The organism is Klebsiella sp. WP8-S18-ESBL-06 (assembly GCF_014169755.1).
Classification (GTDB): domain Bacteria; phylum Pseudomonadota; class Gammaproteobacteria; order Enterobacterales; family Enterobacteriaceae; genus Kluyvera; species Kluyvera ascorbata_B.
Genome location: NZ_AP022256.1, coordinates 3768092 through 3794433, shown reverse-complemented (window position 1 = coordinate 3794433; position 26342 = coordinate 3768092). Strand labels below are relative to the sequence as shown.

Genomic DNA, 26342 nt, shown 5'->3' with positions numbered 1-26342 from the left:
CGGGGGTGACCCCGCCGAATTGCAAGCGCAAGGAACCTATCGTCATGACGCAAAAGCACGTCACTCTGGTCATCACCCACGCCATTCGTCCTGAACACGTCGCGCAGTATGAAGCCTGGCTCGGCGAAATTATGCCGGTTGCGGCGAACTATCCCGGCCATCTGGGGGCAAACGTGATCCGCCCGGTTGACGGACAGACGGCGTGGAACATCATTATTCGTTTCGATACTCTCGAACATCTTTACGCCTGGACTCAGTCCGACGTGCGTCGCAAGCTGGTCGATGACATTTCTCCACTGCTGGCGGAAGGGGATCGCACCGAAGTGCGTACCGAAGCCGCATTCTGGTTTACGCCGCCGACAGCGCACGTCCGCCAGCCTAAGCGTTGGAAACAGTTCCTGATAACCATGCTGGTGATTTTCCCGAGCACTAACCTGGTGCCCGCGATAACGGGCTCGCTTCTGCCGTCGCTCAAAGGAACCCTGCTGCTGCATTTTATCAATGATGCCTGTGTGGTCGCGCTGGTGGTCTGGCTCTGGATGCCCATCGTGACCCGCCTGTTTGCCGGCTGGCTGAAAAAAGCCTGATCCGGCGCAAGGAGAACGCTATGTCACAAACAGCCACACTGATCTTAACCCAGGGGCAGATTCATACCCTGGATAGCCAACAGCCCCGCGCCGAAGCGGTGGCGATTGCCGACGGTAAGATCCTTGCCGTCGGCACCGACGCGCAGATGATGTCTTACGCTGGCGAAGGCACGCAAATTATCGATCTTCACAGTCACACGGTGATCCCGGGGCTGAACGACTCGCACCTGCATCTGATTCGCGGCGGTCTGAACTATAACCTGGAGCTGCGCTGGGAAGGCGTGCCGTCGCTGGCTGACGCGCTGCGGATGCTTAAAGAGCAGGCCGACCGTACCCCGTCGCCGCAGTGGGTGCGGGTCGTCGGCGGCTGGAGCGAGTTCCAGTTTGCCGAACGTCGTATGCCGACGCTGGAAGAGCTGAACGATGCCGCGCCGGATACCCCGGTGTTCGTGCTGCACCTGTACGATCGCGCGCTGCTTAATCGTGCGGCGCTGAAGGCCGTAGGCTACACCAAAGAGACGCCGGCACCGGCGGGCGGCGAGATCGTGCGCGACAATAACGGCAACCCAACCGGGATGCTGATCGCGAAACCGAATGCCATGATCCTCTACGCCACGCTGGCGAAAGGGCCGAAGCTGCCGCTGGAGCAGCAGGTTAACTCCACTCGTCAATTTATGCGCGAGCTGAACCGTCTGGGGCTGACCAGCGCCATTGACGCTGGCGGCGGTTTCCAGAACTACCCGGATGATTACGAAATTATCGAACAGCTGCATGCCAACAAGCAGATGACGATTCGTATCGCTTATAACCTGTTTACCCAGCGTCCGAAGCAGGAGCTGGACGACTTTGAGCGCTGGACCGATATGCTCAAGCCGGGCCAGGGCACCGATTTCTATCGCGCCAACGGTGCGGGCGAAATGCTGGTGTTCTCGGCAGCCGATTTTGAGGACTTCCTGCAGCCGCGACCGGACCTGCCGCCGGGTATGGAAGATGAGCTGGAACGTGTGGTGCGCCATCTGGTTGAACACCGCTGGCCGTTCCGCCTGCATGCCACCTACGATGAATCCATCAGCCGCATGCTGGATGTGTTCGAGAAGGTTAACCGTGATATTCCGTTTAACGGCCTGCACTGGTTCTTTGACCACGCAGAAACCATTACCGAGCGTAATATCGAGCGCGTGAAGGCGCTGGGCGGCGGTATTGCGGTGCAGCATCGTATGGCGTTCCAGGGGGAATACTTTGTCGATCGCTACGGCAAAGATGCGGTGAAACATACGCCGCCGGTGGCGAAGATGCTGGAGATGGAGGTCCCGGTTGGCTTAGGGACCGACGCAACCCGCGTGGCAAGCTATAACCCGTGGACGGCGCTGTACTGGCTGGTGTCCGGGCGCACGGTTGGCGGAATGTCGATGTACGACGACGAAAACCGACTGCCGCGTGATGTGGCGTTGGAACTCTGGACGGCAGGCAGCGCCTGGTTCTCCAGCGAGCAGGGGAAAAAAGGCCGCATCGCCGCTGGACAGATCGCGGATCTGGTGACGTTGTCGAAAGATTACTTCAGCGTACCGGAAGAGGAAATTAAAGGTATTGAGTCGGTGATGACCCTCGTCGATGGCCGCGTGGTGTACGCCGCCGGGCACTTTACGCCGCTGGCACCGCCGCCGATTCCGGTCCTGCCGGAATGGTCTCCGGTGGTGAAAGTCCCGGGGCACTACCGTTCTGCGCCTCCGGGAACAGAGCATCTTGGCGCGGTGGTGCAGATGCACCAGTGCTGCGGGAGCTGCGGCGTTCACGGACACCAGCATGACTTAGCGCGTAAATCCGGCGTGCCGGTATCCGACGATCGCGCGTTCTGGGGCGCGCTGGGCTGTTCCTGCTTCTCGTTCTAACCCTTTCTTCCAGCCCTTACGCGTGCGTAGGGGCTGTCTCTTTTTGCTAAAACGCCGTTCACTTTGCTAACAGACATGGCACAAATGCAACAATTTGTGTCATTCTGTTGTTTCCATAGACAGTGAAGGTGGAAACATGGATGAACTGCTAACCCTTGGCTGTATCGTTCTATTCTTCGCGCTGGTGGTGGTGCCGGTTCTGGCGATTGTTGCATTCCGGCGCAGCACGGCCGTTAGCGCAGAGCTGGCATTATTACGCCGTCGGATAGACGAGCTTGAGCAGCGCGGTGCGGCGAATGCGCCGCAGCCACAGGCCGCGGCAGTCGCACCCGCAGCGGTGCTGCCCGAGCCGATGCCTGACAAGCCGCCCGTTATCGACGTTGCCCCTGAGCCTGAAAACCCCTGGCGTGCGCAGCCTAAAACGGAAACGGTGCCGATCCCTAAACCGCCTGCTCAACAGCCATCCGCTTTTGGCGGAATCATGTCGTCCCTGGTGCGCTGGTTTATGCAAGGCAACCCGCTGGCAAAGCTGGGGATTTTGCTGCTCTTCCTCGGTCTTTCTTTCCTGCTGTGTTACACGGTTGAACATTCCCTATTTCCGCTGGAGCTGCGCCTGGCGGCAGCGGCGCTGTTTGCGATTGTCCTGCTGGTCGTAGGATGGCGGCTGCGGCATAAGCAACCGGTGTATGCGCTTATCCTGCAAGGCGGGGCGACGGGGGCGCTCTATCTCACCGTCTTTGGGGCGTTCCGGCTGTGGCAGATGCTGCCAATCACGCTGGCTTTCGTGCTGCTGGTGGTCATTTGCGCGGCGAGCGTGGGCCTGGCGATTTTACAAAAAGCGCTTAGCCTCGCGATGCTGGCAAGCCTCGGCGGTTATCTGGCACCGCTGCTGCTTTCCACCGGCGGCGGCAGCCATGTGGCGCTCTTCTCTTTCTACCTTCTGCTTTCCGTCGGTATTCTCGCGATTAGCATCTGGCAACACTGGCGGGAGCTTAACCTCCTCGGCCTGTTGTTTACCTTTGGCGTTGGCGGTATTTGGGGGCTCGACGGCTATCGGCCGGAGTATTACCTGAGCTGCCAGCTTTTCCTGATAGCCAATACGATCCTTTTTGGCGTGCTGAGCGTGGCGCTGTCGCTACGTGCGCAGGAGAAAGGTAAGCAGATTATTGATGGGGTGCTGTTGTTTGCGCCGCCGTTAATTGGTTTTGGTATGCAGTATGCTATCACCCGGCATATGGAATACGGCCCGGCGCTCAGCGCGCTAGGCTACGGCGGTTTCTATCTGGCGTTAGCCTGGCTGGCACTGCGTCGCTATCCGGCTTTGGGAAGGCCGCTGGTGCTGGCGGCGCTGGCGCTGGGCGGGGTATTCACCACGCTCGCTATCCCGCTGGCGCTTTCGGCACGCTGGACGGCGATGGCCTGGGCGCTGGAAGGTCTCGGCATCCTCTGGCTGGGCGTTCAGCAGCAGCAGCGGCGAATGAGCTATAGCGGCACGGCGCTGCTGGTACTGGCCGTGGGCAGCGCGCTGTGGGCGCAGATGAACGGGACGTCTGCGCTTTCCCTGATGCTGATCTTCGCGGTACTTAGCCTCAGCTGGCTGGCCGCGGCCTGGCTGTGGCGTCATATTCAGCGCCAGGGCAGTTGGGTTCTGCTGGCTGGCGGCCTGATCTTCTGGATAGTTGCGCTCATTGGTGCATCGCAGCTGGTGCTGAAAAAAGACTCGCTGGTGCTGTCTGGCGTACTGGCGCTCATGGCAATATCGGTCTGGGGCTGGCGGATGGTCGCCGAACGTCTGGCATGGCGGGCGCTGGATGCCAGTAAATGGCTGCTGTGGCCGACGATGCTGGTGGTGCTGATGTCGCAGATTTCGCAGCAGGTGATTTTTGCCGCGGGCTGGCAGAATCTGGCCTGGTGTCTGGCCTTACCCGCGGCGGGGGCGCTGCTCTGGCGTGATGCCGCAGCTTTGCCATCGCGTTTGTCGAGACTGGCGCACCTGTCGCTTTTCTGGATGATTTTGCTGGCGCTGGCGACGGAGCTGTTCTGGTTTACGCAGGATCTGCCATGGGGCATGGCGGCGTGGGGCAGTGGCCTGATGATGGCCGCGGGTGGCCTGCTTATCTTCCTCGTCAATGAGGCGGTTCATCGTCAGCGATGGCCGTTCCGCGTCTGGCCAGCACTCTACGCTTCTCAGGCGATGATTCCGGTTGCGCTGGCATTGGTTATCCTGCTGGTGCTGACGAATTTGCAGGATGGTGTGGTTTATCGTCAGAGCTGGCTGCCGCTGGTGAATCCGCTGGAAGAGGGGGCCGCTTTTGCGCTACTGGGGCTGATCGTGTTTTATCGCGTTTCACAGCGCGACTTCCCGGCGCCGCTTTCACTATGCCGCCCCTGGCCGCTGGTTGCGCTGCTGTCGCTCAGCTTCTGGTGGCTGAATGGCATCCTGCTGCGCTCGCTGGCCTGGTACGGTGAAGTGGCCTGGAACGTGGAGGCGCTGTGGCATTCGCGGCTGATTCAGACCTGTTTCGCGCTGTTCTGGATGCTGGGGGCGTTGATCGTGATGCTGCGTGCGACGCGGCGTCGCTCCCGTCGGGAATGGCTGTGTGGCGCCGTACTGCTCGGGATAGTCATTGTGAAGCTGATGCTGGTAGACAGCGCCCGCGGCGGCGGCCTGGCGCGTGCCGTTGCGTTTATTGGCGTGGCGATTCTGGTGCTTATCGTTGGGTATTTTTCGCCGTTACCGCCCAAAGAGGAGACGAAAAATGAAATGGATTAATGCGGCATTATGCGGCGTGCTGCTCGCCGCCTCGGGGGCCGCGCTCAGCAGCGAAAGCGTTCAGGAATCGCCTACGGATTATGCGTCAGGCGTTGTGCTGGAAACCTCAGGCACATCGCCGTGGTATCGCGTTTCGCTTCCGCAAACGGTCTATCAGAGCACCGCCTGGCCGGATTTGCGCGATGTGCGGGTCTTTAACCATCAGGGGGATACGGTGCCGTTCGCGCTGGTGGCGCAGAAAACCCGGAGCGTGACGCCAGAGGCGATAGCGCTGCGGCTGTTTCCGCTCGATATGTCGCTGGCCCCGCCGCGCGATGATGCACGAACCGGCGGTGAGTCTTTGGTTTTTCGCGCCAAAAGCGGGGTCGAAATTCATTTGCAAAGCGATGACGTCAGCGCCATTGGACAGAGCTTTTTATTGACGCTGCCTGAAACGATGACGGACTCGCTTTCGCTGGCGAAGCTGCGGCTTAACTGGGAGACGCCGGCACAGAGCTGGCAGGGTAAAGCCTCAGTTTATGTCAGCCGTGATTTGCGTAACTGGCGGCCTGTGCAAGAAGACGCGCCGTTGCTGGATCTGACGCGCGATAACGATCGTCTGAAAATGGACACTATCAGCGCCAGCCTGACGCTCTCTGCGCAAGGTAATCGCTACCTGCTGGTGATCTTCGACGCGAAAAGTCCGGCGCCGGCGTTACGCAGCGTCAGCGCCATCCCTGAGGCAAACGAACCCGAGTCAGAGCACATCGTGATAATGGCTCAGGGGGAGCGGCTATCGGATGAGGAAGCCATCTGGCGCTGGACGCGGCCGCAGCCTCTGACGTCGCTACGTATCGATCTGGCCAGCGAAGGCGTTCTGCCGGTGGAGCTGGCCTGGCGTAGCGATGAAAATGAGCCCTGGCAACTGCTGACAAAAACCGTGCTGTATCGTCTGGAGGGGAAACGCGCAGAAGATATTCTTTTCTCCGGCCAACGCATTCAGGCCATCAGGATGAAAACCGTCAGCGCGCGATTACCGCAGGCGCTTCCCGCGCTGAGCGGCGCGCGCGACAGCTATCAACTGGTGTTTAACGCGCAGGGCAAAGGCCCCTATGTGCTGGCGTGGGGAAATCGGGCCGCAGAGCAGGCCGATGTCGGGCTCGATTTACTGATTCCGGCCTCGCTGCGTACAACGCAGCCCATCAACGAGCTTCCGTGGGCGGTTCCTGGCGATAACGTCACGCTTGGCGGAGACGCGCGGCTGACGGCAACGTCGGTTGGCGAACAGCAAAGCCAGTGGCAAACGCTGCTGGTGTGGGGGGCACTGATACTTGGGGTGGCCGTGCTGGCGTTTATGGCGTGGCGAATCTGGCGGGAAGTGAAAAAAGAACGTGCGGATTAAGCCATAAAAAAGGCTCGCCATGGCGAGCCTTTTTTCAATTCAACCGATTACAGGCTGGAGACGTTTTCGCTCAGGTATTTCGCCACGCCGTCCGGAGACGCGTTCATACCTTCTTTGCCTTTTTCCCACTGTGCCGGGCACACTTCGCCGTGCTCTTCGTGGAACTGCAGCGCATCAACCATACGCAGCATTTCGTCAATGTTACGGCCCAGCGGCAGGTCGTTAACCACCTGGTGACGCACGATGCCGTTAGCGTCGATCAGGAAGGAACCGCGCAGCGCAACGCCTTCGTCCGGGTGCTCGATACCGTAAGCCTGCTGAATTTCACGCTTAACGTCAGCCACCATCGCGTATTTCACCGCACCGATGCCGCCTTTGTCGACCGGGGTGTTACGCCATGCGTTGTGAACAAATTCGGAGTCAAAAGAGACGCCAACCACTTCAACGCCGCGCTTCTGGAACTCTTCGTAACGTTTGTCGAAGGCAATCAGCTCAGACGGGCAGACGAAGGTGAAGTCCATCGGCCAGAAGAACAGAACGGTGGCTTTACCCTGGGTGTGCTGTTTGAAATTGAATTTCTCAACGATTTCACCGTTGCCCAGTACCGCTGCAGCGGTGAAGTCAGGCGCTTGACGAGTAACCAGAACCATGGGGTTCTCCTTTGAATTTATAAGGTTAATGGAACGCAACGCGGGCCAGTATAGGGGGAGAAGGCGGTTAACACAAAAAGGCTATGACAATTAATTAGATAGGTTTTGTCTATTGATATTTTATTTTTCCCAAAAGAATAAGCATAGCTGTTCCTGGTCATAGCGCAAGGGCTATAGCGCTTTGTTTTTCGCTTTGAGCATCATTTGCGGGTAAAACTGCCAGAAATGGGTTTCCAGCCCGGCATAATGGGCGTCGAGGTCGTGCCATGAATCGCGCAGGGCGTCGAGCTTAGGGCGGCGGCTGGCCATGCCGTTGAGGACGCGTTGGATGAAATCCATGTCGCTGTAGCGCTCCAGCCAGCGCTCTGACCAGAGGTGTTCGTTGAGGGTAATAAAACGCGCCGGGGCCTGCGGTAGAATGTGGGTAACTTCCGCATGGGCATAGTGCACAAAGTCGGTAAGGGCGATATCCGGCGAAATTTGCGCCCAGTGACGCGACAGAAAGTGATCCCACATGACATCAAGCGAAATGGGGGCAACGCGGCGCGTTTGCGGACGGAACCACTCACGGGCCGCTTTCACCTGCGGCAGGCTGTCGGTCATCACGTCAATGCGTCGGTGCATATGAATACCGTCAACGACCGCGGCGGGATAGTCCTGCTGCGGGTTGCCGCGCACAAAATCGGCCAGTAAATTTCCCGACAGCGAACTGTCGGCGAGGTGTGCGAGGTGCAGGTGTGCGAGAAAATTCATTGATTGTTCTTTATCCAGAGGGGTAAGGGTTGCAGGGACGACGCCCCGGCACTAGACTACCCGCCTCATTATTAAGCCCAGAGTCACAGTCATGCGCGTTACCGATTTCTCCTTTGAATTACCTGAATCCCTGATTGCCCACTACCCGCAGGCCGAGCGCAGCAGCTGTCGCTTACTGTCTCTGGACGGGCCAACGGGCGCGCTGACGCACGGTACTTTCACCGATTTGCTCGATAAGCTCAACCCTGGCGATCTGCTGGTCTTTAACAACACCCGCGTGATCCCGGCGCGCCTGTTTGGCCGCAAAGCCAGCGGCGGCAAGATTGAAGTGCTGGTCGAGCGTATGCTGGATGATAAACGTATTCTGGCACATATTCGCGCCTCTAAAGCGCCGAAACCGGGCGCCGAGCTGCTGCTGGGCGACGACGAGAGCATCAAAGCAATGATGGTTGCGCGCCATGATGCGCTGTTCGAAGTGGAATTTGACGATGCGCGCAGCGTGCTGGATATCCTCAACGCCATCGGCCATATGCCGCTGCCGCCGTATATCGATCGCCCGGACGAAGATGCCGACCGCGAGCTGTATCAAACCGTTTATAGCGAAAAGCCTGGCGCCGTTGCTGCACCGACCGCGGGTCTGCATTTTGACGAGCCGCTGCTGGCCAGGCTTCGTGAGAAAGGCATCGAGATGGCATTCGTGACGCTGCACGTGGGTGCGGGCACTTTCCAGCCGGTGCGCGTCGATAGTATTGAAGACCACATCATGCACTCCGAATATGCGGAAGTGCCGCAGGACGTGGTGGATGCGGTGCTGGCGGCGAAAGCGCGCGGCAACCGCGTGGTGGCGGTTGGCACCACCTCCGTGCGTTCGCTGGAAAGCGCAGCGCAGGCGGCAAAAGATGAACTGATTGCGCCCTTCTTCGGCGATACGCAAATCTTTATTTTCCCTGGCTATCAATACCAGGTGATTGATGCGCTGGTCACCAACTTCCATCTGCCGGAATCAACGCTGATTATGCTGGTATCGGCGTTTGCTGGTTATAAAAACACCATGAACGCCTATCATGAAGCCGTAAAAGCGGAATATCGCTTTTTTAGTTACGGTGATGCCATGTTTATCACGTACAATCCGCAGGCTATTTCTGAGCGTGTCGGGGATTAACGCCGCGACATGAGTGTTTAAAACGTCGGACTGTTTTTCTGACGCAGGAGTGAAGATGAAATTTGAACTGGACACCACAGACGGTCGCGCTCGCCGCGGCCGCCTGGTTTTCGATCGTGGCGTAGTGGAAACGCCTGCTTTTATGCCGGTGGGGACTTACGGCACCGTGAAAGGCATGACGCCGGAAGAAGTTGAAGCCACCGGCGCGCAGATTATCCTCGGCAATACCTTCCACCTGTGGCTGCGCCCGGGTCAGGAAATCATGAAGCTGCACGGCGACCTGCACGATTTCATGCAGTGGAAAGGCCCAATCCTGACCGACTCCGGCGGTTTCCAGGTCTTTAGCCTGGGCGATATCCGTAAGATCACCGAGCAGGGCGTGCATTTCCGCAACCCGATCAACGGCGATCCGATTTTCCTCGATCCGGAAAAATCCATGGAGATTCAGTACGATCTCGGTTCCGACATCGTGATGATCTTCGACGAATGTACGCCGTACCCGGCGGACTGGGACTACGCGAAGCGCTCCATGGAGATGTCTCTGCGCTGGGCAAAACGCAGTCGTGACCGCTTTGACGGTCTGGGTAACAAAAATGCGCTGTTTGGCATCATCCAGGGCAGCGTTTACGAAGATTTACGTGATATCTCCGTGAAAGGTCTGGTAGAGATAGGCTTTGATGGCTACGCTGTCGGCGGTTTGGCGGTCGGCGAGCCGAAGGAAGACATGCACCGTATTCTGGAGCACGTTTGCCCGCAGATTCCGGCCGACAAGCCGCGCTACCTGATGGGGGTGGGCAAACCGGAAGATCTGGTTGAAGGCGTACGCCGCGGTATCGATATGTTTGACTGCGTCATGCCAACGCGTAACGCCCGTAACGGTCACCTGTTTGTGACCGACGGCGTGGTGAAAATCCGCAATGCGAAGCATAAAAGCGATACCAGCCCGCTCGATGCCGAGTGTGATTGCTACACTTGTCGCAATTATTCACGTGCATACTTGCATCATCTTGACCGTTGCAACGAAATATTGGGCGCGCGCCTCAATACCATTCATAACCTTCGTTACTACCAGCGCTTAATGGCTGGTTTACGCAAGGCTATTGAAGAGGGTAAATTAGAGAGCTTCGTGGCCGATTTTTACCAACGTCAGGGGCGCTCCGTTCCACCTTTGAACGTTGATTAATTTTAATAATGAGGGAAATTTAATGAGCTTTTTTATTTCTGATGCGGTAGCGGCAACAGGTGCTCCGGCGCAGGGAAGCCCGATGTCTCTGATTCTGATGCTGGTGGTATTTGGTCTGATTTTCTACTTCATGATCCTGCGTCCACAGCAAAAGCGCACCAAAGAGCACAAAAATCTGATGAACTCCATCGCAAAAGGCGATGAAGTCCTGACTAACGGTGGCCTGGTAGGTCGTGTGACCAAAGTAGCGGAAACTGGCTACATTGCTATCGCACTGAACGACACCACTGAAGTGGTTATCAAACGTGACTTCGTAGCTGCCGTTCTGCCGAAAGGCACCATGAAGGCGCTGTAATATTCCGTTTTCCCAAAGGGAACTGCCGTGTTAAACCGTTATCCTTTGTGGAAGTACATCATGCTGGTCGTCGTGATTATCGTCGGCCTGCTTTACGCACTTCCCAACCTGTATGGTGAGGATCCGGCCGTTCAAATCACTGGCGTGCGCGGTGTCGCCGCCAGTGAGCAAACGCTGATCCAGGTCCAGAAAACGTTACAAGAAGAAAAAATTACCGCTAAGTCTGTGGCACTGGAAGAGGGCGCAATTCTTGCGCGCTTCGACACCACCGACATCCAGCTGCGCGCGCGTGAAGCGTTGATGAGCGTACTGGGTGACAAATATGTCGTGGCGCTTAACCTTGCTCCGGCAACGCCGCGCTGGCTGGCTGCGATTCACGCAGAGCCGATGAAGCTCGGTCTTGATCTGCGTGGTGGCGTTCACTTCCTGATGGAAGTGGATATGGACACCGCGTTGGGCAAGCTGCAGGAACAAAATATCGACAGTCTGCGCAGCGATCTGCGTGAGAAAAACATCCCGTATTCCAACGTTCGTAAAGAAGACAACTACGGTCTGAGCATTACGTTCCGTGACGCTAACGCTCGCGACCAGGCGATTGCGTACCTGACCCCGCGTCACCGCGATATGGTGATTAGCGCGCAGGGAAGTACAGCGCTGCGTGCGGTCATGACCGACGCTCGTCTGAGCGAAGCGCGTGAGTACGCGGTTCAGCAGAACATTAACATTCTGCGTAACCGTGTTAACCAGTTGGGCGTTGCTGAGCCAGTAGTTCAGCGTCAGGGTGCTGACCGCATTGTGGTTGAGCTGCCGGGTATTCAGGATACGGCGCGAGCCAAAGAGATTCTGGGCGCGACCGCGACGCTGGAATTCCGTCTGGTCAATACCAACGTCGATCAGGCGGCTGCCGCATCTGGCCGCGTGCCGGGCGACTCTGAAGTGAAAAACACCCGCGAAGGCCAGCCGGTTGTGCTGTACAAGCGTGTGATTCTGACCGGTGACCATATCACCGACTCCACTTCGAGCCAGGATGAGTACAACCAGCCACAGGTGAACATCTCACTCGATAGCGCGGGTGGTAACATCATGTCTAACTTCACTAAGGACAACATCGGTAAGCCGATGGCGACCCTGTTCGTGGAGTACAAAGACAGCGGTAAGAAGGACGCCAACGGCCGCGCCGTGCTGGTGAAACAGGAAGAGGTGATTAACATCGCCAACATCCAGTCTCGCCTGGGTAACAGCTTCCGTATCACCGGTATCGGCAACCCGAATGAAGCACGTCAGCTGTCGCTGCTGCTGCGCGCGGGTGCGTTGATTGCGCCAATCCAGATTGTGGAAGAGCGTACCATCGGCCCAACGCTGGGTATGCAGAACATCAAGCAGGGCCTGGAAGCCTGTCTGGCCGGCCTGGTGGTCTCTATCCTGTTTATGATCTTCTTCTATAAGAAGTTCGGTCTGATTGCGACCAGCGCGCTGATTGCTAACCTGGTGTTGATCGTCGGTATCATGTCGCTGCTGCCTGGCGCAACGTTGAGTATGCCAGGGATAGCGGGGATTGTGTTAACCCTTGCCGTTGCGGTCGATGCTAACGTTCTGATCAACGAACGTATCAAAGAAGAGTTGAGCAACGGGCGTTCGGTCCAGCAGGCGATCAACGAGGGCTATGCCGGCGCGTTCAGTTCCATCTTCGATGCGAACATCACGACGCTGATTAAAGTCCTGATCCTGTACGCAGTCGGTACCGGTGCCATTAAAGGGTTCGCGATTACGACCGGTATCGGTGTTGCAACGTCGATGTTTACCGCGATTGTAGGTACTCGTGCCATCGTAAACCTGTTGTATGGCGGCAAACGCATCAACAAGCTGTCAATCTGAGGAGTGCGATGTGGCACAGGAATATACTGTTGAACAATTGAACCACGGCCGTAAAGTCTATGACTTTATGCGCTGGGACTACTGGGCTTTCGGCATCTCTGGCGTCTTGCTGATTGCGGCCATCGTCGTGATGGGCGTACGCGGCTTTAACTGGGGTCTCGATTTCACCGGTGGTACGGTGATTGAAATCACGCTGGAAAAACCGGCTGAGATGGACGTGATGCGCGATGCGCTGGAGAAAGCGGGCTTTGTTGACCCGCTTCTGCAGAACTTCGGTAGCAGCCATGACATTATGGTACGTATGCCGCCTACAAAAGGGGCGGACGGCGGCCAGGTGTTGGGCAGCAAGGTGCTGAGCGTGATTAACGAGTCCACCAACCAGAACGCCGCGGTGAAGCGTATTGAGTTCGTGGGGCCTAGCGTAGGGGCCGATCTGGCGCAAACCGGCGCGATGGCGCTGCTGGTGGCGCTGATCTCTATCCTGGTGTACGTCGGTTTCCGCTTTGAGTGGCGACTGGCGGCGGGGGTCGTTATCTCGCTGGCGCACGACGTGATCATCACGCTTGGGATCCTGTCGCTGTTCCAGATTGAGATTGACCTGACCATCGTGGCCTCGTTGATGTCGGTCATCGGCTACTCGCTCAACGACAGTATCGTGGTATCTGACCGTATTCGTGAGAACTTCCGCAAGATTCGTCGCGGTACGCCTTACGAAATCTTTAACGTGTCGCTGACCCAGACGCTGCACCGTACGTTGATTACCTCCGGTACGACGTTAGTGGTGATTCTGATGCTGTACCTCTTCGGTGGTCCGGTACTGGAAGGCTTCTCGCTGACCATGCTGATCGGTGTTTCCATCGGTACTGCGTCGTCTATCTACGTGGCATCGGCGCTGGCGCTGAAGCTGGGTATGAAGCGCGAGCACATGCTGCAGCAGAAAGTCGAGAAAGAAGGGGCGGATCAGCCGTCTATTCTGCCGTAATCTGCCGCACTCAGGGCACGAATAAAAGCCGCAACGCCGTAGGGTGTTGCGGCTTTTTTATTGCCCATTTAGACTGTGCGTATTCCCTTACCTTGAACACGACATATCGAGTCATTATGGCCATCATCCCAAAAAACTACGTGCGGCTGGAAAGCGGCTACCGTGAAAAAGCGCTGAAACTGTTCCCGTGGGTGTGCGGGCGCTGCTCGCGCGAGTTCGTCTACTCCAACCTGCGTGAGCTGACGGTTCATCATATGGATCACGACCATACCAATAACCCGGAAGATGGCAGCAACTGGGAGCTTCTGTGCCTGTTCTGCCACGATCACGAGCACTCAAAATATACCGAGGCGGACCAGTACGGTTCAACGGTGGTGGCCGGGGAAGATGCGCAGAAAGATGTCGGTGAAGCGACCTATAACCCGTTTGCAGACCTGAAAGCGATGCTGAACAAAAAGAAATAAGCGGCACCGCGGGCGCGCTGTAACGTATACATCATCGCTGGAATCCCGATCGCAAGATTGGGATTTTTTCGTTTTAAAGTCATGCAGATAGCCGTGATAAGCGTAGAATCGGCGGCAAGCCGGGTGTACCCGGTGAGGCGCAATGTTGCGGGGGCTTGATCCCCGGTGGCCTTGTCGCTGGAAAGAGAAAACCCCCGCACGTTGTTTGGTATAAACCGGCAACATAACGGGGGCAATCCTATCTCTAGACAAGTTGAGGATAGCCGCGAACCGTTGCCATTGCAACCAAGGCGGCTGTATGACGCTCACGGAAGTTTGCATTATTGTCTGGCACGATCTGGCAGCACCAACGCTGGTCGGTATTGCGACAGGTCTGTTTTTAGGCTGGTGGCATAGTCAGAGATAAGGTGAGGTGGGCGAACCTGCCGCCTGCGTGGCAGCATGCGCCCGAAACAGGCCAGAGGGTAACCTCTGGCCTTTTTTGCGGTGTCGAACTTAGAAGTTGTAACCTACAACCAGGTAACCACCCCAACCGGTAGACTTCGCGTTGAAGTCGCCTTCGCCCCAGTTCAGGGTATTGCCACCCTGCCACTGGCCGCCGTTATGGAAGTAACGGGCAACAACAGAGTAGTGCCAGTGATCGTAGTTCAGCGCCAGGATATGGCTGGACGCGATAGAGTTGCTGGTACGGTTTGGTTCATCGCCCAGGTCTGAACCCCAGTCGAAGTTGGTGAAGCCGATGTAGCTCAGCTTGCCGCCCCACAGGTCGCTAATCGGTACAAAGTATTTCACTTTGAAGCGGTAGCCGTCCCACTCGTTTTCGTTCGCTGCGCCGTAGTTCTGCCACTGGTATTTAGCATACACGTTCATGGACAGGCTCATTGGCAGGCCGGTGTCGATATCAGTACCCAGACCCATATACCAGGTGCTCTGGCGGCTGGCCTTGTTGTCACCCATATCGTAGATGTAGTTGTTGGCGATATACCACTCTTTGAACGGGCCGAAGCTCAGGTCGGCACCGGTCAGCTTATCGATAGAGAAGCGCGGCTCGATCTCCATGAACAGCGGGGAGCCGTCAGACCATACGCCTTTATCGTTGCCGTTACCCCAGTCGAAGGTTTTCGGAATATCGATATAGCCGTAGAAGTCCAGCCAGTCTTTCTTGGCGAAGGCTTCGTACTCCAGATAAACGTCGTTGTTCAGTTTCGGGGAGAAACGGGTGTGGTAGCTACCTACCACGTTTACGCTCTGATGCCACCAGTCAGAGACATACTGCGGCTGAGAGTCGCCTGCTGCGTTAGCAGTGAAAGATGCGGTAAGCGCCAGCGCGGCACCGGCTGCCAGTAATGTTTTTTTCATATTTATGCCACTAATAAAAAAATTCGAAAGAGAGTGATTTTTATCACCGAAGCTTTTCTAAATGTTTCATGTTTCTGCGAGCCTATTATATGAATCCTTGCTCACGAAAATCAGTCACACTTCACACATTTTTCAAACGCGTAATCGATTGCGTTCACGTTTGCGTAGTTTAGACGCGGGGATTGTACTTATGGAGTGAATTATTGCAAATGTTTACATACGCAAAGCATGGGCAGTGTAAAGGAAGAGGGCATCGCTGAGGGCGGCGCTATAACGCGTTTATCGTTTACAGCGCCGGGTAAAAGATTACTGTACGCCGGCGGGCTGGACGTCGTGAATACGGACGAAGCCCAGTTGATCTGGCGTGACGCCATTCAGCTGCAGAGGAATATCGACGTCGCTGGGTGCCAGCACGCTAGCCGGGGCGGAGAACAGCTGATTCTGTACGTTCACTTCCTGATAGCGTTCGGTCGTGCCCTGGATCTGTCCCCATTCGACGGTGCCGGTAAACGCCGGAAGCGGATCGTTGGATTCCCCTTGAATACGCAGCGTTAACGCCGTGCCCTGGGCGTTAGCGGCGACGTTACGCAACGACATACGCAGCGTGCCAATCTGGCTATTCAGTCGAGCCGGCGTGTTGGCGCCCGGCAGCAGATACGCCCCCTGGGTCGATTTTGCATTCAGCGCGTTTTGCTGGGTAATCTTCACCGTTTCTTTGTTAAGCTGCGTCATCTCGCTGCTCAATGCGCTAATGCTCTGGTGCATTTGTCTCACTTCCGACTGCTGCGCGCAGGCGCTCAGGCTGACGAGGCTTCCCAGCAGGGCTATTCTTAGGTAACGTCTTGTCATTCTGTCTGTTTCCTTCTTTTCGGGATAACGCAATGTTAGCGCGCAATGCGGTTTATCGCATCGATCCATTGTCTCAAAAACAGCTGCCTTTGTTGTCATCGCAGTTCAGGGTAAAATAGGTTTTATCAACCCTCATCGTCAGGACGTCGTATGCACTGCCCATTCTGTTTCGCCGTAGACACTAAAGTGATTGACTCCCGTCTTGTGGGAGAAGGTTCCTCCGTTCGCCGCCGTCGGCAATGCCTGGTGTGTAACGAACGTTTCACCACCTTTGAGGTGGCTGAACTGGTGATGCCGCGCGTGGTAAAAAGTAACGACGTGCGCGAACCGTTCAACGAAGACAAGCTGCGCAGCGGTATGCTCAGAGCGCTGGAAAAGCGCCCGGTGAGCGCCGATGACGTAGAAATGGCGATTAATCATATTAAATCGCACCTGCGCGCGACCGGCGAGCGTGAAGTACCTAGCAAGCTGCTGGGTAATCTGGTCATGGAGCAGCTGAAAAAGCTGGATAAAGTGGCCTACATCCGCTTTGCGTCGGTGTACCGCAGCTTTGAAGATATCAAAGAGTTCGGCGAGGAAATCGCCCGCTTACAGGACTAAGCTATGCACGATGAAATGTACATGGCGCGGGCGCTCAAGCTGGCGCAGCGCGGTCGCTTTACCACCCATCCCAACCCGCGAGTTGGCTGCGTGATTGTCAATCAGGGTGAAATCGTCGGTGAAGGCTACCATTACCGCGCCGGGGAGCCGCATGCGGAAGTACACGCGCTGCGCATGGCGGGTGACAAAGCCAAAGGCGCCACCGCCTATGTGACGCTGGAGCCGTGCAGCCACCATGGTCGTACGCCGCCGTGCTGCGATGCGCTGATTGCGGCAGGCGTTTCCCGCGTCGTCGCCGCGATGCAGGATCCAAACCCGCAGGTTGCTGGGCGAGGCCTATACCGCTTGCAGCAGGCCGGCATTGAAGTTAGCCACGGGCTGATGATGAGCGAGGCCGAGGCGCTGAATAAAGGTTTCCTCAAGCGGATGCGTACCGGCTTCCCGTTCGTCCAGCTCAAACTCGGGGCATCGCTCGACGGTCGCACGGCGATGGCCAGCGGTGAAAGTCAGTGGATCACCTCGCCACAGGCGCGTCGTGACGTGCAGCGCCTGCGCGCGGAGAGTCACGCGATTTTAACCAGCAGCGCCACGGTGCTGGCAGACGATCCGGCGCTGACTGTGCGCTGGGATGAACTGGATACGCAAACTCAGGCGCGCTACCCGCAGGAGAACCTGCGCCAGCCGCTGCGTATTGTTATCGACAGCGGCAACCGCGTGACGCCGGAGCACCGGATTGTGCATCAGCCGGGTGAAACCCTGTTTGCCCGCACCACGTGCGACAGCCGCATCTGGCCGGAAGGTGTGCAGACGCTGAAGGTGCCGGAGCATAACGGTCATCTTGACCTGGTGCTGATGATGATGCAGCTGGGTAAACAGCAAATTAACAGCATTTGGGTGGAGGCGGGCCCGACGCTTGCCGGCGCGCTGATTCAGGCCGGGCTGGTGGACGAGCTTATCGTCTATATCGCGCCTAAACTGTTAGGTAGCGATGCTCGCGGATTATGTGTGCTGCCAGGCCTTGAGAAACTGGCCGATGCGCCCCATTTCAAATTCAATGAGATACGACAGGTAGGCCCGGATGTTTGCCTGCATTTAACCACTGCGTGAGGCTTTCCCAATTAGAGGAAGCAGCGCCCAGAATATTATGATAAAATCCGCCCCCCTGCGGGGCAAATGAACCCAAAGGAAGAGTATGAACATTATTGAAGCTAACGTTGCTACCCCGGACGCTCGCGTCGCCATCACCATCGCGCGTTTCAACAACTTTATCAATGACAGCCTGCTGGAAGGTGCTATCGACGCCCTGAAGCGCATTGGTCAGGTTAAAGATGAAAACATCACCGTTGTTTGGGTTCCAGGTGCTTATGAACTGCCGCTGGCGGCTGGCGCACTGGCGAAAACCGGTAAATACGATGCAGTGATCGCGCTGGGTACGGTTATCCGTGGCGGCACGGCGCACTTCGAATATGTCGCTGGCGGGGCAAGCAATGGCCTGGCGCACGTCGCTCAGGACAGCGAAATCCCGGTAGCCTTTGGTGTTCTGACCACCGAAAGTATTGAACAAGCCATCGAACGTGCTGGCACAAAAGCCGGTAACAAAGGTGCAGAAGCTGCACTGACCGCGCTTGAAATGATTAATGTATTGAAAGCCATCAAGGCCTGATTTTTGTAAGGGGAAATCCGTGAAACCTGCTGCTCGTCGCCGCGCCCGTGAGTGTGCCGTCCAGGCGCTTTACTCCTGGCAGTTGTCCCAGAACGACATCGCCGATGTTGAATACCAGTTCCTGGCGGAACAAGACGTGAAAGACGTTGACGTCCTGTACTTCCGTGAACTGCTGTCCGGGGTGGCGACTAACAGCGCGTACCTCGATGGATTGATGAAGCCGTACCTGTCCCGTCTGCTCGATGAGCTGGGCCAGGTGGAAAAAGCCGTACTGCGCATTGCGCTGTTCGAACTGTCAAAACGTGACGATGTGCCGTACAAAGTGGCCATCAACGAAGCGATCGAGCTGGCGAAAACCTTCGGTGCTGAAGACAGCCACAAGTTCGTCAACGGCGTGCTGGATAAAGCCGCTCCTGCAATTCGTCCCCACAAAAAGTAATCTCCAGGCCGGCGCGCGGGTGGCATACGCCATCCCCCCGGCCTTGTTTTATCCTTCTGCTGAGGCATAACGTATGGCATGCGGCGAATTTTCCCTGATTGCCCGTTATTTTGACCGAGTACGCAACGCCCGTCTCGACGTAGAAACCGGCATCGGCGACGACTGCGCATTACTCAATATTCCTGAAAAACAGACGCTGGCTATCAGCACCGACACGCTGGTGGCGGGCAATCATTTCCTCCCTGATATCGATCCGGCCGATCTCGCGTATAAAGCGCTCGCGGTAAACGTCAGCGATCTGGCGGCAATGGGCGCGGATCCTGCGTGGTTGACGCTAGCCTTAACTCTTCCTGAAGTGGATGAAACGTGGCTGGCAGCCTTCAGCGACAGCCTGTTTGAACAGCTGAGCTACTACGATATGCAGCTGATCGGTGGCGATACCACCAAAGGGCCGCTGTCGATGACGCTGGGTATCCACGGCTACGTGCCGGTAGGCCGCGCGCTGAAGCGTTCGGGAGCGAAACCGGGGGACTGGATCTACGTGACCGGTACGCCGGGCGATAGCGCCGCGGGGCTGGCGCTGATCCTTAACCAACTGACGATAGATAACGCTGACGACGCTGCGTATCTGCGCCAGCGCCACCTGCGGCCAACGCCGCGCGTACTGCAAGGTCAGGCATTGCGCGATCTTGCCAGCGCCGCTATCGATCTTTCCGATGGGCTGATTTCTGATTTGGGGCATATCCTTAAAGCAAGCGGGGGGCTTGGCGCGCGTATTGATCTTGACGCGATGCCGTACTCTGACGCGCTGCGTCGTCACGCTTCGCCGGAGCAAGCCTACCGCTGGGCGCTGTCCGGTGGTGAAGACTATGAGCTGTGCTTTACCGTACCGGAGCTGAACCGCGGTGCGCTGGAAGTGGCTCTGGGTCAGTTAGGCACCGCGTTTACCTGCATTGGGCAGATTAGCGCCGATGTTGAAGGTATGCATTTCACACAGGATGGAAAGGCGATAACGCTGGACTGGAAGGGGTACGATCATTTTGGCTAAGAACGATATTGCGAAAAGCCGCCTGAATTTACGCAACCCGTGGCACCTGCTTGCTACCGGGTTCGGCAGCGGTCTGAGCCCGATAGTGCCGGGAACGATGGGCTCAATTGCCGCGATCCCGTTCTGGTATCTGCTGACGTTTCTGCCGCTACAGATCTACTCTCTGGTGGTGATGTTTGGCATCTGTATCGGTGTCTACATATGCCGCCGCACGGCGCGAGATATGGGGACCCACGATCACGGCAGCATCGTGTGGGACGAGTTTATTGGAATGTGGATCACCCTGATGGCCATCCCGGCGATGACCTGGCAGTGGGTATTGGCCGGGTTTGTGGTGTTCCGTATTTTCGACATGTGGAAGCCGTGGCCGATCCGCTGGTTTGACCGTAACGTCCACGGTGGGATGGGGATCATGATCGATGATATCGTCGCCGGGGTGATTTCGGCGGGGATTTTGTACGTGGTGGGGCACCACCTCCTGTAGTCCTGTTGGCCGGATAAGGCGAAGCCGTTATCCGGCAACGCAGCGGGAAGCCTGATGGCGCTGCGCTTATCAGGCCTACTTAAATCCCACCACCGGATGCGGTTGGTACGGCGCTTCCATCGATGCAATTTGCTCCGGCGTCAGCGTAATATCCACCGCATTCAGCAGCTCATCGAGCTGATCTTCACGCGATGCGCCAATAATCGGCGCTGCCACGCCAGGTTTACTCAATAGCCACGCCAGCGCCGTCTGCGCCCGGCTCGCCTCGACCTCTTCGGCCACGCGTTCGAGCTCCCCCGCGATCTGCTCGTCATTCTCTTCCGTGGCGCTGTACAGCGTTTGCCCAAACTCATCGGACACCAGCCGCGCGGTGGTTTCTCCCCACGGCCGCGTCAGACGACCGCGCGCCAGCGGGCTCCACGGAATCACCGCGACGCCTTCCTGCGCGCACAGTGGCAGCATATCGCGCTCTTCTTCCCGGTAGATCAGGTTGTAGTGGTCCTGCATGGTGACAAACGGCGTCCAGCCGTTGGCTTTTTGCAGCGCCAGCGCATGGGCGAACTGGCGGGCGTGCATGGATGACGCGCCGATAAACCGTGCTTTACCCGACTTCACCACGGCGTCCAGCGCTTCCAGCGTCTCTTCTATGGGGGTGCGGTAGTCCCAGCGGTGGATTTGTAGCAGGTCGACGTACTCCATACCAAGGCGGCGGAGGCTGTCGTCGATCGAGCGGAGTATTTGTGCGCGGGAGAGGCCTTCTTCAAGATCACCAACCTGATGGTAAACCTTGGTGGCCACCACCACGTCATCACGGCGGGCAAAATCGCGCAGCGCGCGGCCGACAATCTCCTCGCTGCTGCCGTCGGAATAGCTGTTGGCGGTGTCGAAAAAGTTAATGCCGCCTTCCAGTGCGCGCTGGATGATCGGGCGGCTGCTGTCTTCCGGCAGCGTCCAGGCATGCTTACCCCGATCCGGTTCGCCGAATGTCATACAGCCAAGGCAGAGACGAGAGACCCGAAGGCCAGTGTGTCCTAAGGTATCGTATTGCATGAATCAGCTCCTGCTAGCGGGTAAAAGGTTTCCCTTAAGCATAGCAGGAGCGATAGGCGGGTTATGCTAACCAGGCCGCGATCTTCGCTTCGATGCCCGCGGCATCGAGGCCGAGCTCGGCGTGCATCTCTTCCTGGGTACCCTGAGGAATGAAGAAATCAGGCAGGCCGATGTTGAGCACCGGCACCGGCTTACGATGTGCCATCAGCACCTCGTTCACGCCGCTTCCCGCACCGCCTAGCGTGGCGTTTTCTTCCAGCGTGACCAGAGACTCATGGCGCGCGGCCATCTCCAGAATCAGGCTCTCATCCAGCGGCTTCACGAAGCGCATATCGACCAGCGTGGCGTTAAGCTTCTCGGCGACCGCCTCGGCCTGCGCAAGCAGCGTACCGAAGTTAAGAATGGCCAGCTTCTCGCCCTCGCGCTTCACCACGCCTTTGCCCAGCGGCAGTTTTTCCAGCGGCTTCAGCTCTGCGCCGGTGCCGCTGCCGCGCGGATAACGCACGGCGCTCGGCCCTTCGCTGTAGTGGTAGCCGGTGTAGAGCATCTGACGACACTCGTTTTCATCGCTTGGCGTCATGATAACCATATCCGGGATACAGCGCAGATAGGAGAGGTCGAACGCCCCCTGGTGCGTTTGCCCGTCGGCGCCAACGATCCCCGCACGGTCGATAGCGAACAGGACCGGCAGTTTCTGAATCGCCACGTCGTGGATCACCTGATCGTAGGCGCGCTGTAAGAAGGTGGAGTAAATGGCTACCACCGGCTTATTGCCGCCAATCGCCAGCCCGGCGGCGAACGTGACCGCATGCTGTTCGGCAATCGCTACGTCAAAATACTGGTCCGGGTATTTTTTGGAAAACTCAACCATGCCCGAGCCTTCACGCATCGCGGGCGTCACCGCCATCAGCTTGCTGTCTTTGGCTGCGGTTTCGCACAGCCAGTCGCCGAAGATTTTCGAGTACGACGGCAGGCCGCCGCTGCTTTTCGGCAACTTGCCGCTGGTGTGGTCGAATTTAGGCACCGCATGGAAGGTGATCGGGTCTTTCTCGGCCGGTTCATAGCCACGGCCTTTTTTGGTCATGATGTGCAGGAACTGCGGACCTTTCAGGTCGCGCATGTTTTTCAGCGTATTGACCAGACCCAGTACGTCGTGACCGTCGACCGGCCCGATATAGTTGAAGCCCAGTTCTTCAAACAGCGTGCCCGGCACCACCATGCCTTTGATATGTTCTTCGGTTCGTTTGAGCAGCTCTTTAATCGGTGGCACGCCGGAGAAGACTTTCTTGCCGCCTTCCCGTAGCGAGGAGTAGAGCTTGCCCGAGAGCAACTGCGCCAGATGGTTGTTCAGCGCGCCGACGTTCTCGGAAATCGACATTTCATTGTCGTTCAGCACCACCAGCATATCCGGTTTGATATCGCCCGCATGGTTCATGGCTTCAAACGCCATCCCGGCGGTGATGGCGCCGTCGCCAATCACGCAGACGGTGCGGCGCTGCTTGTTTTCTCTGCCCGCGGCTACGGCAATGCCGATACCGGCGGAAATAGATGTGGAGGAGTGGCCGACGCTCAGCACGTCGTATTCGCTCTCACCGCGCCACGGGAACGGATGCAGGCCGCCCTTCTGGCGGATGGTGCCGATTTTGTCACGGCGGCCGGTCAGAATTTTATGCGGATAAGCCTGGTGGCCGACGTCCCAGATGAGCTGGTCGAACGGCGTGTTATAGACGTAGTGCAGCGCCACGGTGAGCTCCACCGTGCCAAGCCCGGAGGCGAAGTGTCCGCTGGAACGGCTCACGCTGTCGAGCAGGTAACGACGCAGCTCGTCGCACAGCTTCGGCAGGCTCTCTTTCGGCAGCAGGCGCAGCTCCTGAGTGGAGTCAACCAGCGCCAGGGTCGGGTATTTGGCAATATCAAAACTCATCAGAGACTCATTTATTGTTTATTTGTCGCGCAGGATGATGTAGTTCGCTAGCGCTTCCAGTGCTGTGGTATCCAGTGACAGTGCGGCCAGCTGTGCTAACGACTGGCGGGCTTCGGCAATCAGGTCACTGGCTTTTGTCCGGGCTTGCTCAAGGCCCAGTAGTGCAGGATAGGTGCTCTTACCGAGCTGCTGATCGGCGCCCTGGCGCTTTCCAAGGGTCGCAGTATCACCTACCACATCCAGAATGTCATCCTGAACCTGGAACGCCAGCCCGATGCTTTCAGCGTACTTGTCGAGCAGCGGTAGCGCCTGTCGCCCTTGTTCGCCCGCGCTCAGTGCGCCGAGGCGGACGGCAGCGCGAATCAGCGCTCCGGTTTTATGGCGATGAATGCGTTCCAGCATTTCCAGACCCACCTGTTTGCCTTCCGCGTCCAGATCCAGTGCCTGACCGCCACACATGCCCGCCACGCCGCTGGCCGTGGCCAGTTCGGAAATCATCGCCAGGCGATCGCGGTCAGAGACGTCCGGCATCGGCGCATCACTGAGTATAGAGAACGCCAGCGTTTGCAGCGCGTCGCCGGCCAGAATGGCGCTCGCCTCGCCAAATTTAATATGGCAGGTTGGCTGACCGCGACGCAGGTCATCGTCGTCCATCGCTGGCAGGTCGTCATGCATTAGCGAATAGGCATGAATGCATTCCACCGCGGCGGCCGGCGCATCCAGGGCCGTCAGGCTGACGCCGAACATTTGTCCGGTGGCATAAACCAGGAACGGACGCAGACGTTTACCGCCTAATAGTGCGCCATACGCCATGGCCTCAACCAGAGGAGTGTTCTGAAACGGCAGCGGAGCGATAAATCGGCGCAGCGCGTCGTTTGCCTGCGTTACGCAGGCATTCAGCTGTTGCGAGAAATCCATTTATTCAGCGTCCGGCGTGAAAGGTGTTAACGGCGAATCTTCGTTATCGGCCAACAGAATCTGCACGCGCTGTTCCGCCTGCTGTAACTTGCTCTGCCCCTGACGCGCTAACTGCACGCCGCGTTCAAATTCGTTCAGCGCCTCTTCCAGCGGTAGGGAACCGCTCTCCAGACGATTAACTATCTGCTCCAGCTCGGTTAATGCAGTTTCGAAACTGGCCGGGGCTTCGTTTTTCTTTGGCATAGTGAATGTTTGGCTCTTGTTATGTCGCGACTGCGTCTATGGTAACGGAGTCTGGGTGTGAAGCAAATAACACGCAATGGTCAGCGGGATGATGATATACTCCGCGTCCTGGACGTAGCGACCGCTGGTACGCTGCGATACATCTTTTTGCTCAAAGCCCCGTCGGGCTTGCCAACGAACCATTGCCGCCATGAAGTTTATCATTAAATTGTTCCCGGAAATCACCATCAAAAGCCAATCTGTGCGTTTGCGCTTTATTAAAATTTTAACCGGGAACATTCGTAACGTTCTTAAACACTACGATGAAACGCTCGCCGTCGTTCGTCACTGGGATCACATCGAAGTTCGCGCCAAAGATGAGAACCAGCGTCTGGCAATCCGCGACGCGCTGACCCGTATTCCGGGCATCCACCATATCCTGGAAGTGGAAGACGTGCCGTTCACCTCGCTGCACGATATTTTCGAGCAGACGCTGCCCCTGTGGCGCGAAGCGCTGGAAAACAAAACGTTTTGCGTGCGTGTGAAACGTCGCGGTAAGCACGAGTTCACCTCTATTGAGGTTGAACGTTACGTTGGCGGCGGCTTGAATCAGCACATTGAAACAGCGCGCGTGAAGCTGACCGATCCGGACGTCACCGTCAATCTCGAAATCGAGAACGATCGTCTGCTGCTGGTGAAAGGGCGCTACGAAGGCATTGGCGGCTTCCCGATTGGTACTCAGGAAGACGTGCTGTCGCTGATCTCCGGTGGTTTTGACTCCGGCGTCTCCAGCTACATGCTGATGCGTCGCGGCTGTCGCGTGCACTACTGCTTCTTTAACCTCGGCGGCGCGGCACATGAAATCGGCGTTCGTCAGGTGGCGCACTACCTGTGGAACCGCTTCGGCAGCTCGCACCGCGTGCGTTTCGTGGCGATTAACTTCGAGCCGGTGGTGGGCGAAATTCTGGAGAAAGTCGACGACGGCCAGATGGGCGTGGTGCTGAAACGTATGATGGTGCGCGCCGCGTCAAAAGTCGCCGAACGCTACGGCGTGCAGGCGCTGGTCACCGGTGAAGCGCTGGGCCAGGTTTCCAGCCAGACGCTGACCAACCTGCGTTTGATTGACAACGTCTCCGACACGCTGATCCTGCGTCCGCTGATTTCTCACGATAAAGAGCACATCATCAATCTGGCGCGTGAAATTGGTACTGAAGACTTTGCCCGCACGATGCCGGAATACTGCGGCGTGATTTCGAAAAGCCCAACCATTAAGGCGGTGAAGGCGAAAATTGAAGCGGAAGAAGAAAACTTCGATTTTGCGATTCTCGACAAAGTGGTAGCGGAAGCGAACAACGTCGATATCCGCGACATCGCCCAGCAGACCCAGCAAGAGGTGGTGGAAGTGGAAACCGTCAGCGGCTTTAGCGCCAACGACGTGATTCTCGATATTCGCTCCATTGACGAGCAGGACGACAAGCCGCTGAAAGTGGAAGGTGTTGAAGTGGCTTCACTGCCGTTCTACAAGCTGAGCACTCAGTTTGGTGACCTCGATAAGAGCAAAACCTACTTGCTGTGGTGCGAACGCGGCGTGATGAGCCGCCTGCAGGCGCTGTATCTGCGCGAGCAGGGTTTTGAAAACGTGAAGGTTTATCGCCCATAAATAAAAAAACCGGCCTGGCCGGTTTTTTTATATCAGAACGATGCAGGCCCGATGGCGCTACGCTTATCGGGC

At 57.3% G+C, this 26342-nt stretch carries 26 protein-coding genes; 18 read left to right on the top strand and 8 right to left on the bottom strand.

Translation table 11 applies throughout. From position 1 onward, the window contains the following. Window positions 1-44 precede the first annotated feature (44 nt). The 4 genes from H7R76_RS18160 to H7R76_RS18145 all read left to right on the top strand — a co-directional run bounded on the left by H7R76_RS18160 (window position 45) and on the right by H7R76_RS18145 (window position 6630). The gene (locus H7R76_RS18160) at window positions 45-587 is read left to right on the top strand and encodes an antibiotic biosynthesis monooxygenase (RefSeq protein WP_182966012.1); all 543 of its coding nucleotides are present in this window, start codon (window positions 45-47) and stop codon (window positions 585-587) included. Between the two features lie 20 nt (window positions 588-607). After that, window positions 608-2476, top strand: coding sequence for an amidohydrolase (locus tag H7R76_RS18155; protein ID WP_182966010.1), 1869 nt, complete (start codon window positions 608-610; stop codon window positions 2474-2476). Between the two features lie 136 nt (window positions 2477-2612). Further along, on the top strand, window positions 2613-5249 hold the full coding sequence (locus H7R76_RS18150) for a DUF2339 domain-containing protein (RefSeq protein ID WP_182966008.1): 2637 nt from the start codon (window positions 2613-2615) through the stop codon (window positions 5247-5249). Next, the gene (locus H7R76_RS18145) at window positions 5236-6630 is read left to right on the top strand and encodes a DUF3999 domain-containing protein (protein WP_182966006.1); all 1395 of its coding nucleotides are present in this window, start codon (window positions 5236-5238) and stop codon (window positions 6628-6630) included. Before H7R76_RS18150 ends, H7R76_RS18145 begins: the two co-directional genes overlap by 14 nt. 47 nt (window positions 6631-6677) lie before the next feature. Here H7R76_RS18145 and H7R76_RS18140 read toward each other — a convergent pair whose 3' ends face one another. Continuing rightward, entirely contained in the window at window positions 6678-7280 is a 603-nt protein-coding gene (locus H7R76_RS18140; protein ID WP_106928052.1) for a peroxiredoxin, read from the bottom strand. A 171-nt stretch (window positions 7281-7451) separates the two neighbouring features. Further along, entirely contained in the window at window positions 7452-8033 is a 582-nt protein-coding gene (acpH, locus tag H7R76_RS18135) for an ACP phosphodiesterase (protein WP_106928050.1), read from the bottom strand. A gap of 91 nt (window positions 8034-8124) precedes the next feature. Here acpH and queA point away from each other — a divergent pair, with 91 nt between their 5' ends. The 7 genes from queA to H7R76_RS18100 all read left to right on the top strand — a co-directional run bounded on the left by queA (window position 8125) and on the right by H7R76_RS18100 (window position 14460). Then, window positions 8125-9195 (top strand): tRNA preQ1(34) S-adenosylmethionine ribosyltransferase-isomerase QueA, encoded by a 1071-nt coding sequence (gene queA, locus H7R76_RS18130; RefSeq protein WP_182966004.1) that lies wholly within the window; start codon window positions 8125-8127, stop codon window positions 9193-9195. A 55-nt stretch (window positions 9196-9250) separates the two neighbouring features. Then, the gene (gene tgt, locus H7R76_RS18125; RefSeq protein WP_106928046.1) at window positions 9251-10378 is read left to right on the top strand and encodes a tRNA guanosine(34) transglycosylase Tgt; all 1128 of its coding nucleotides are present in this window, start codon (window positions 9251-9253) and stop codon (window positions 10376-10378) included. 22 nt (window positions 10379-10400) lie between these two features. Continuing rightward, window positions 10401-10733, top strand: coding sequence for a preprotein translocase subunit YajC (yajC, locus tag H7R76_RS18120; protein WP_002890398.1), 333 nt, complete (start codon window positions 10401-10403; stop codon window positions 10731-10733). Between the two features lie 27 nt (window positions 10734-10760). Next, entirely contained in the window at window positions 10761-12608 is a 1848-nt protein-coding gene (gene secD / locus H7R76_RS18115) for a protein translocase subunit SecD (protein ID WP_106928044.1), read from the top strand. Between the two features lie 10 nt (window positions 12609-12618). After that, the gene (gene secF, locus H7R76_RS18110; protein WP_182929396.1) at window positions 12619-13590 is read left to right on the top strand and encodes a protein translocase subunit SecF; all 972 of its coding nucleotides are present in this window, start codon (window positions 12619-12621) and stop codon (window positions 13588-13590) included. A 116-nt stretch (window positions 13591-13706) separates the two neighbouring features. Then, the gene (gene yajD, locus H7R76_RS18105) at window positions 13707-14054 is read left to right on the top strand and encodes an HNH nuclease YajD (RefSeq protein WP_035895149.1); all 348 of its coding nucleotides are present in this window, start codon (window positions 13707-13709) and stop codon (window positions 14052-14054) included. A 298-nt stretch (window positions 14055-14352) separates the two neighbouring features. Then, on the top strand, window positions 14353-14460 hold the full coding sequence (locus H7R76_RS18100) for a type I toxin-antitoxin system toxin Ldr family protein (protein ID WP_035895150.1): 108 nt from the start codon (window positions 14353-14355) through the stop codon (window positions 14458-14460). A gap of 89 nt (window positions 14461-14549) precedes the next feature. Here H7R76_RS18100 and H7R76_RS18095 read toward each other — a convergent pair whose 3' ends face one another. Both H7R76_RS18095 and H7R76_RS18090 read right to left on the bottom strand, forming a co-directional pair. Next, window positions 14550-15413, bottom strand: coding sequence for a nucleoside-specific channel-forming protein Tsx (locus tag H7R76_RS18095; RefSeq protein WP_106928040.1), 864 nt, complete (start codon window positions 15411-15413; stop codon window positions 14550-14552). Between the two features lie 306 nt (window positions 15414-15719). Continuing rightward, a complete protein-coding gene (locus H7R76_RS18090; RefSeq protein WP_106928038.1) occupies window positions 15720-16262 on the bottom strand; it encodes a SadB/YajI family lipoprotein in 543 nt (180 codons plus the stop codon). 150 nt (window positions 16263-16412) lie between these two features. On the opposite strand from H7R76_RS18090, the gene nrdR reads away from it, so the two are divergent. The 6 genes from nrdR to pgpA all read left to right on the top strand — a co-directional run bounded on the left by nrdR (window position 16413) and on the right by pgpA (window position 20496). Further along, complete coding sequence (nrdR, locus tag H7R76_RS18085; RefSeq protein WP_061282153.1) at window positions 16413-16862, top strand: transcriptional regulator NrdR; 450 nt, start codon at window positions 16413-16415, stop codon at window positions 16860-16862. Window positions 16863-16865: 3 nt separating this feature from the next. Then, window positions 16866-17969 (top strand): bifunctional diaminohydroxyphosphoribosylaminopyrimidine deaminase/5-amino-6-(5-phosphoribosylamino)uracil reductase RibD, encoded by a 1104-nt coding sequence (gene ribD / locus H7R76_RS18080; RefSeq protein ID WP_182966002.1) that lies wholly within the window; start codon window positions 16866-16868, stop codon window positions 17967-17969. A gap of 85 nt (window positions 17970-18054) precedes the next feature. Then, on the top strand, window positions 18055-18525 hold the full coding sequence (ribH, locus tag H7R76_RS18075) for a 6,7-dimethyl-8-ribityllumazine synthase (protein ID WP_001021161.1): 471 nt from the start codon (window positions 18055-18057) through the stop codon (window positions 18523-18525). Window positions 18526-18544: 19 nt separating this feature from the next. Continuing rightward, window positions 18545-18964, top strand: coding sequence for a transcription antitermination factor NusB (gene nusB / locus H7R76_RS18070; protein WP_064547866.1), 420 nt, complete (start codon window positions 18545-18547; stop codon window positions 18962-18964). Between the two features lie 73 nt (window positions 18965-19037). Further along, window positions 19038-20012, top strand: coding sequence for a thiamine-phosphate kinase (gene thiL / locus H7R76_RS18065; protein ID WP_182966000.1), 975 nt, complete (start codon window positions 19038-19040; stop codon window positions 20010-20012). Then, window positions 19999-20496 (top strand): phosphatidylglycerophosphatase A, encoded by a 498-nt coding sequence (gene pgpA, locus H7R76_RS18060; RefSeq protein WP_106928032.1) that lies wholly within the window; start codon window positions 19999-20001, stop codon window positions 20494-20496. The genes thiL and pgpA overlap by 14 nt, the downstream gene beginning before the upstream one ends. Before the next feature lie 75 nt (window positions 20497-20571). Here the strand turns inward: pgpA and H7R76_RS18055 are convergent, their stop codons facing one another. The 4 genes from H7R76_RS18055 to xseB form a co-directional block, all read right to left on the bottom strand. Then, on the bottom strand, window positions 20572-21546 hold the full coding sequence (locus H7R76_RS18055) for an aldo/keto reductase (protein WP_182929393.1): 975 nt from the start codon (window positions 21544-21546) through the stop codon (window positions 20572-20574). Between the two features lie 61 nt (window positions 21547-21607). Continuing rightward, window positions 21608-23470, bottom strand: coding sequence for a 1-deoxy-D-xylulose-5-phosphate synthase (gene dxs / locus H7R76_RS18050; protein WP_106928028.1), 1863 nt, complete (start codon window positions 23468-23470; stop codon window positions 21608-21610). Window positions 23471-23488: 18 nt separating this feature from the next. Further along, entirely contained in the window at window positions 23489-24388 is a 900-nt protein-coding gene (gene ispA / locus H7R76_RS18045; protein WP_106928026.1) for a (2E,6E)-farnesyl diphosphate synthase, read from the bottom strand. Then, window positions 24389-24631, bottom strand: coding sequence for an exodeoxyribonuclease VII small subunit (gene xseB, locus H7R76_RS18040; RefSeq protein ID WP_106928024.1), 243 nt, complete (start codon window positions 24629-24631; stop codon window positions 24389-24391). Between the two features lie 190 nt (window positions 24632-24821). Here xseB and thiI point away from each other — a divergent pair, with 190 nt between their 5' ends. Further along, window positions 24822-26270, top strand: a complete 1449-nt coding sequence (thiI, locus tag H7R76_RS18035) for a tRNA uracil 4-sulfurtransferase ThiI (RefSeq protein WP_106928022.1) — start codon at window positions 24822-24824, stop codon at window positions 26268-26270. Window positions 26271-26342: the final 72 nt, after the last annotated feature.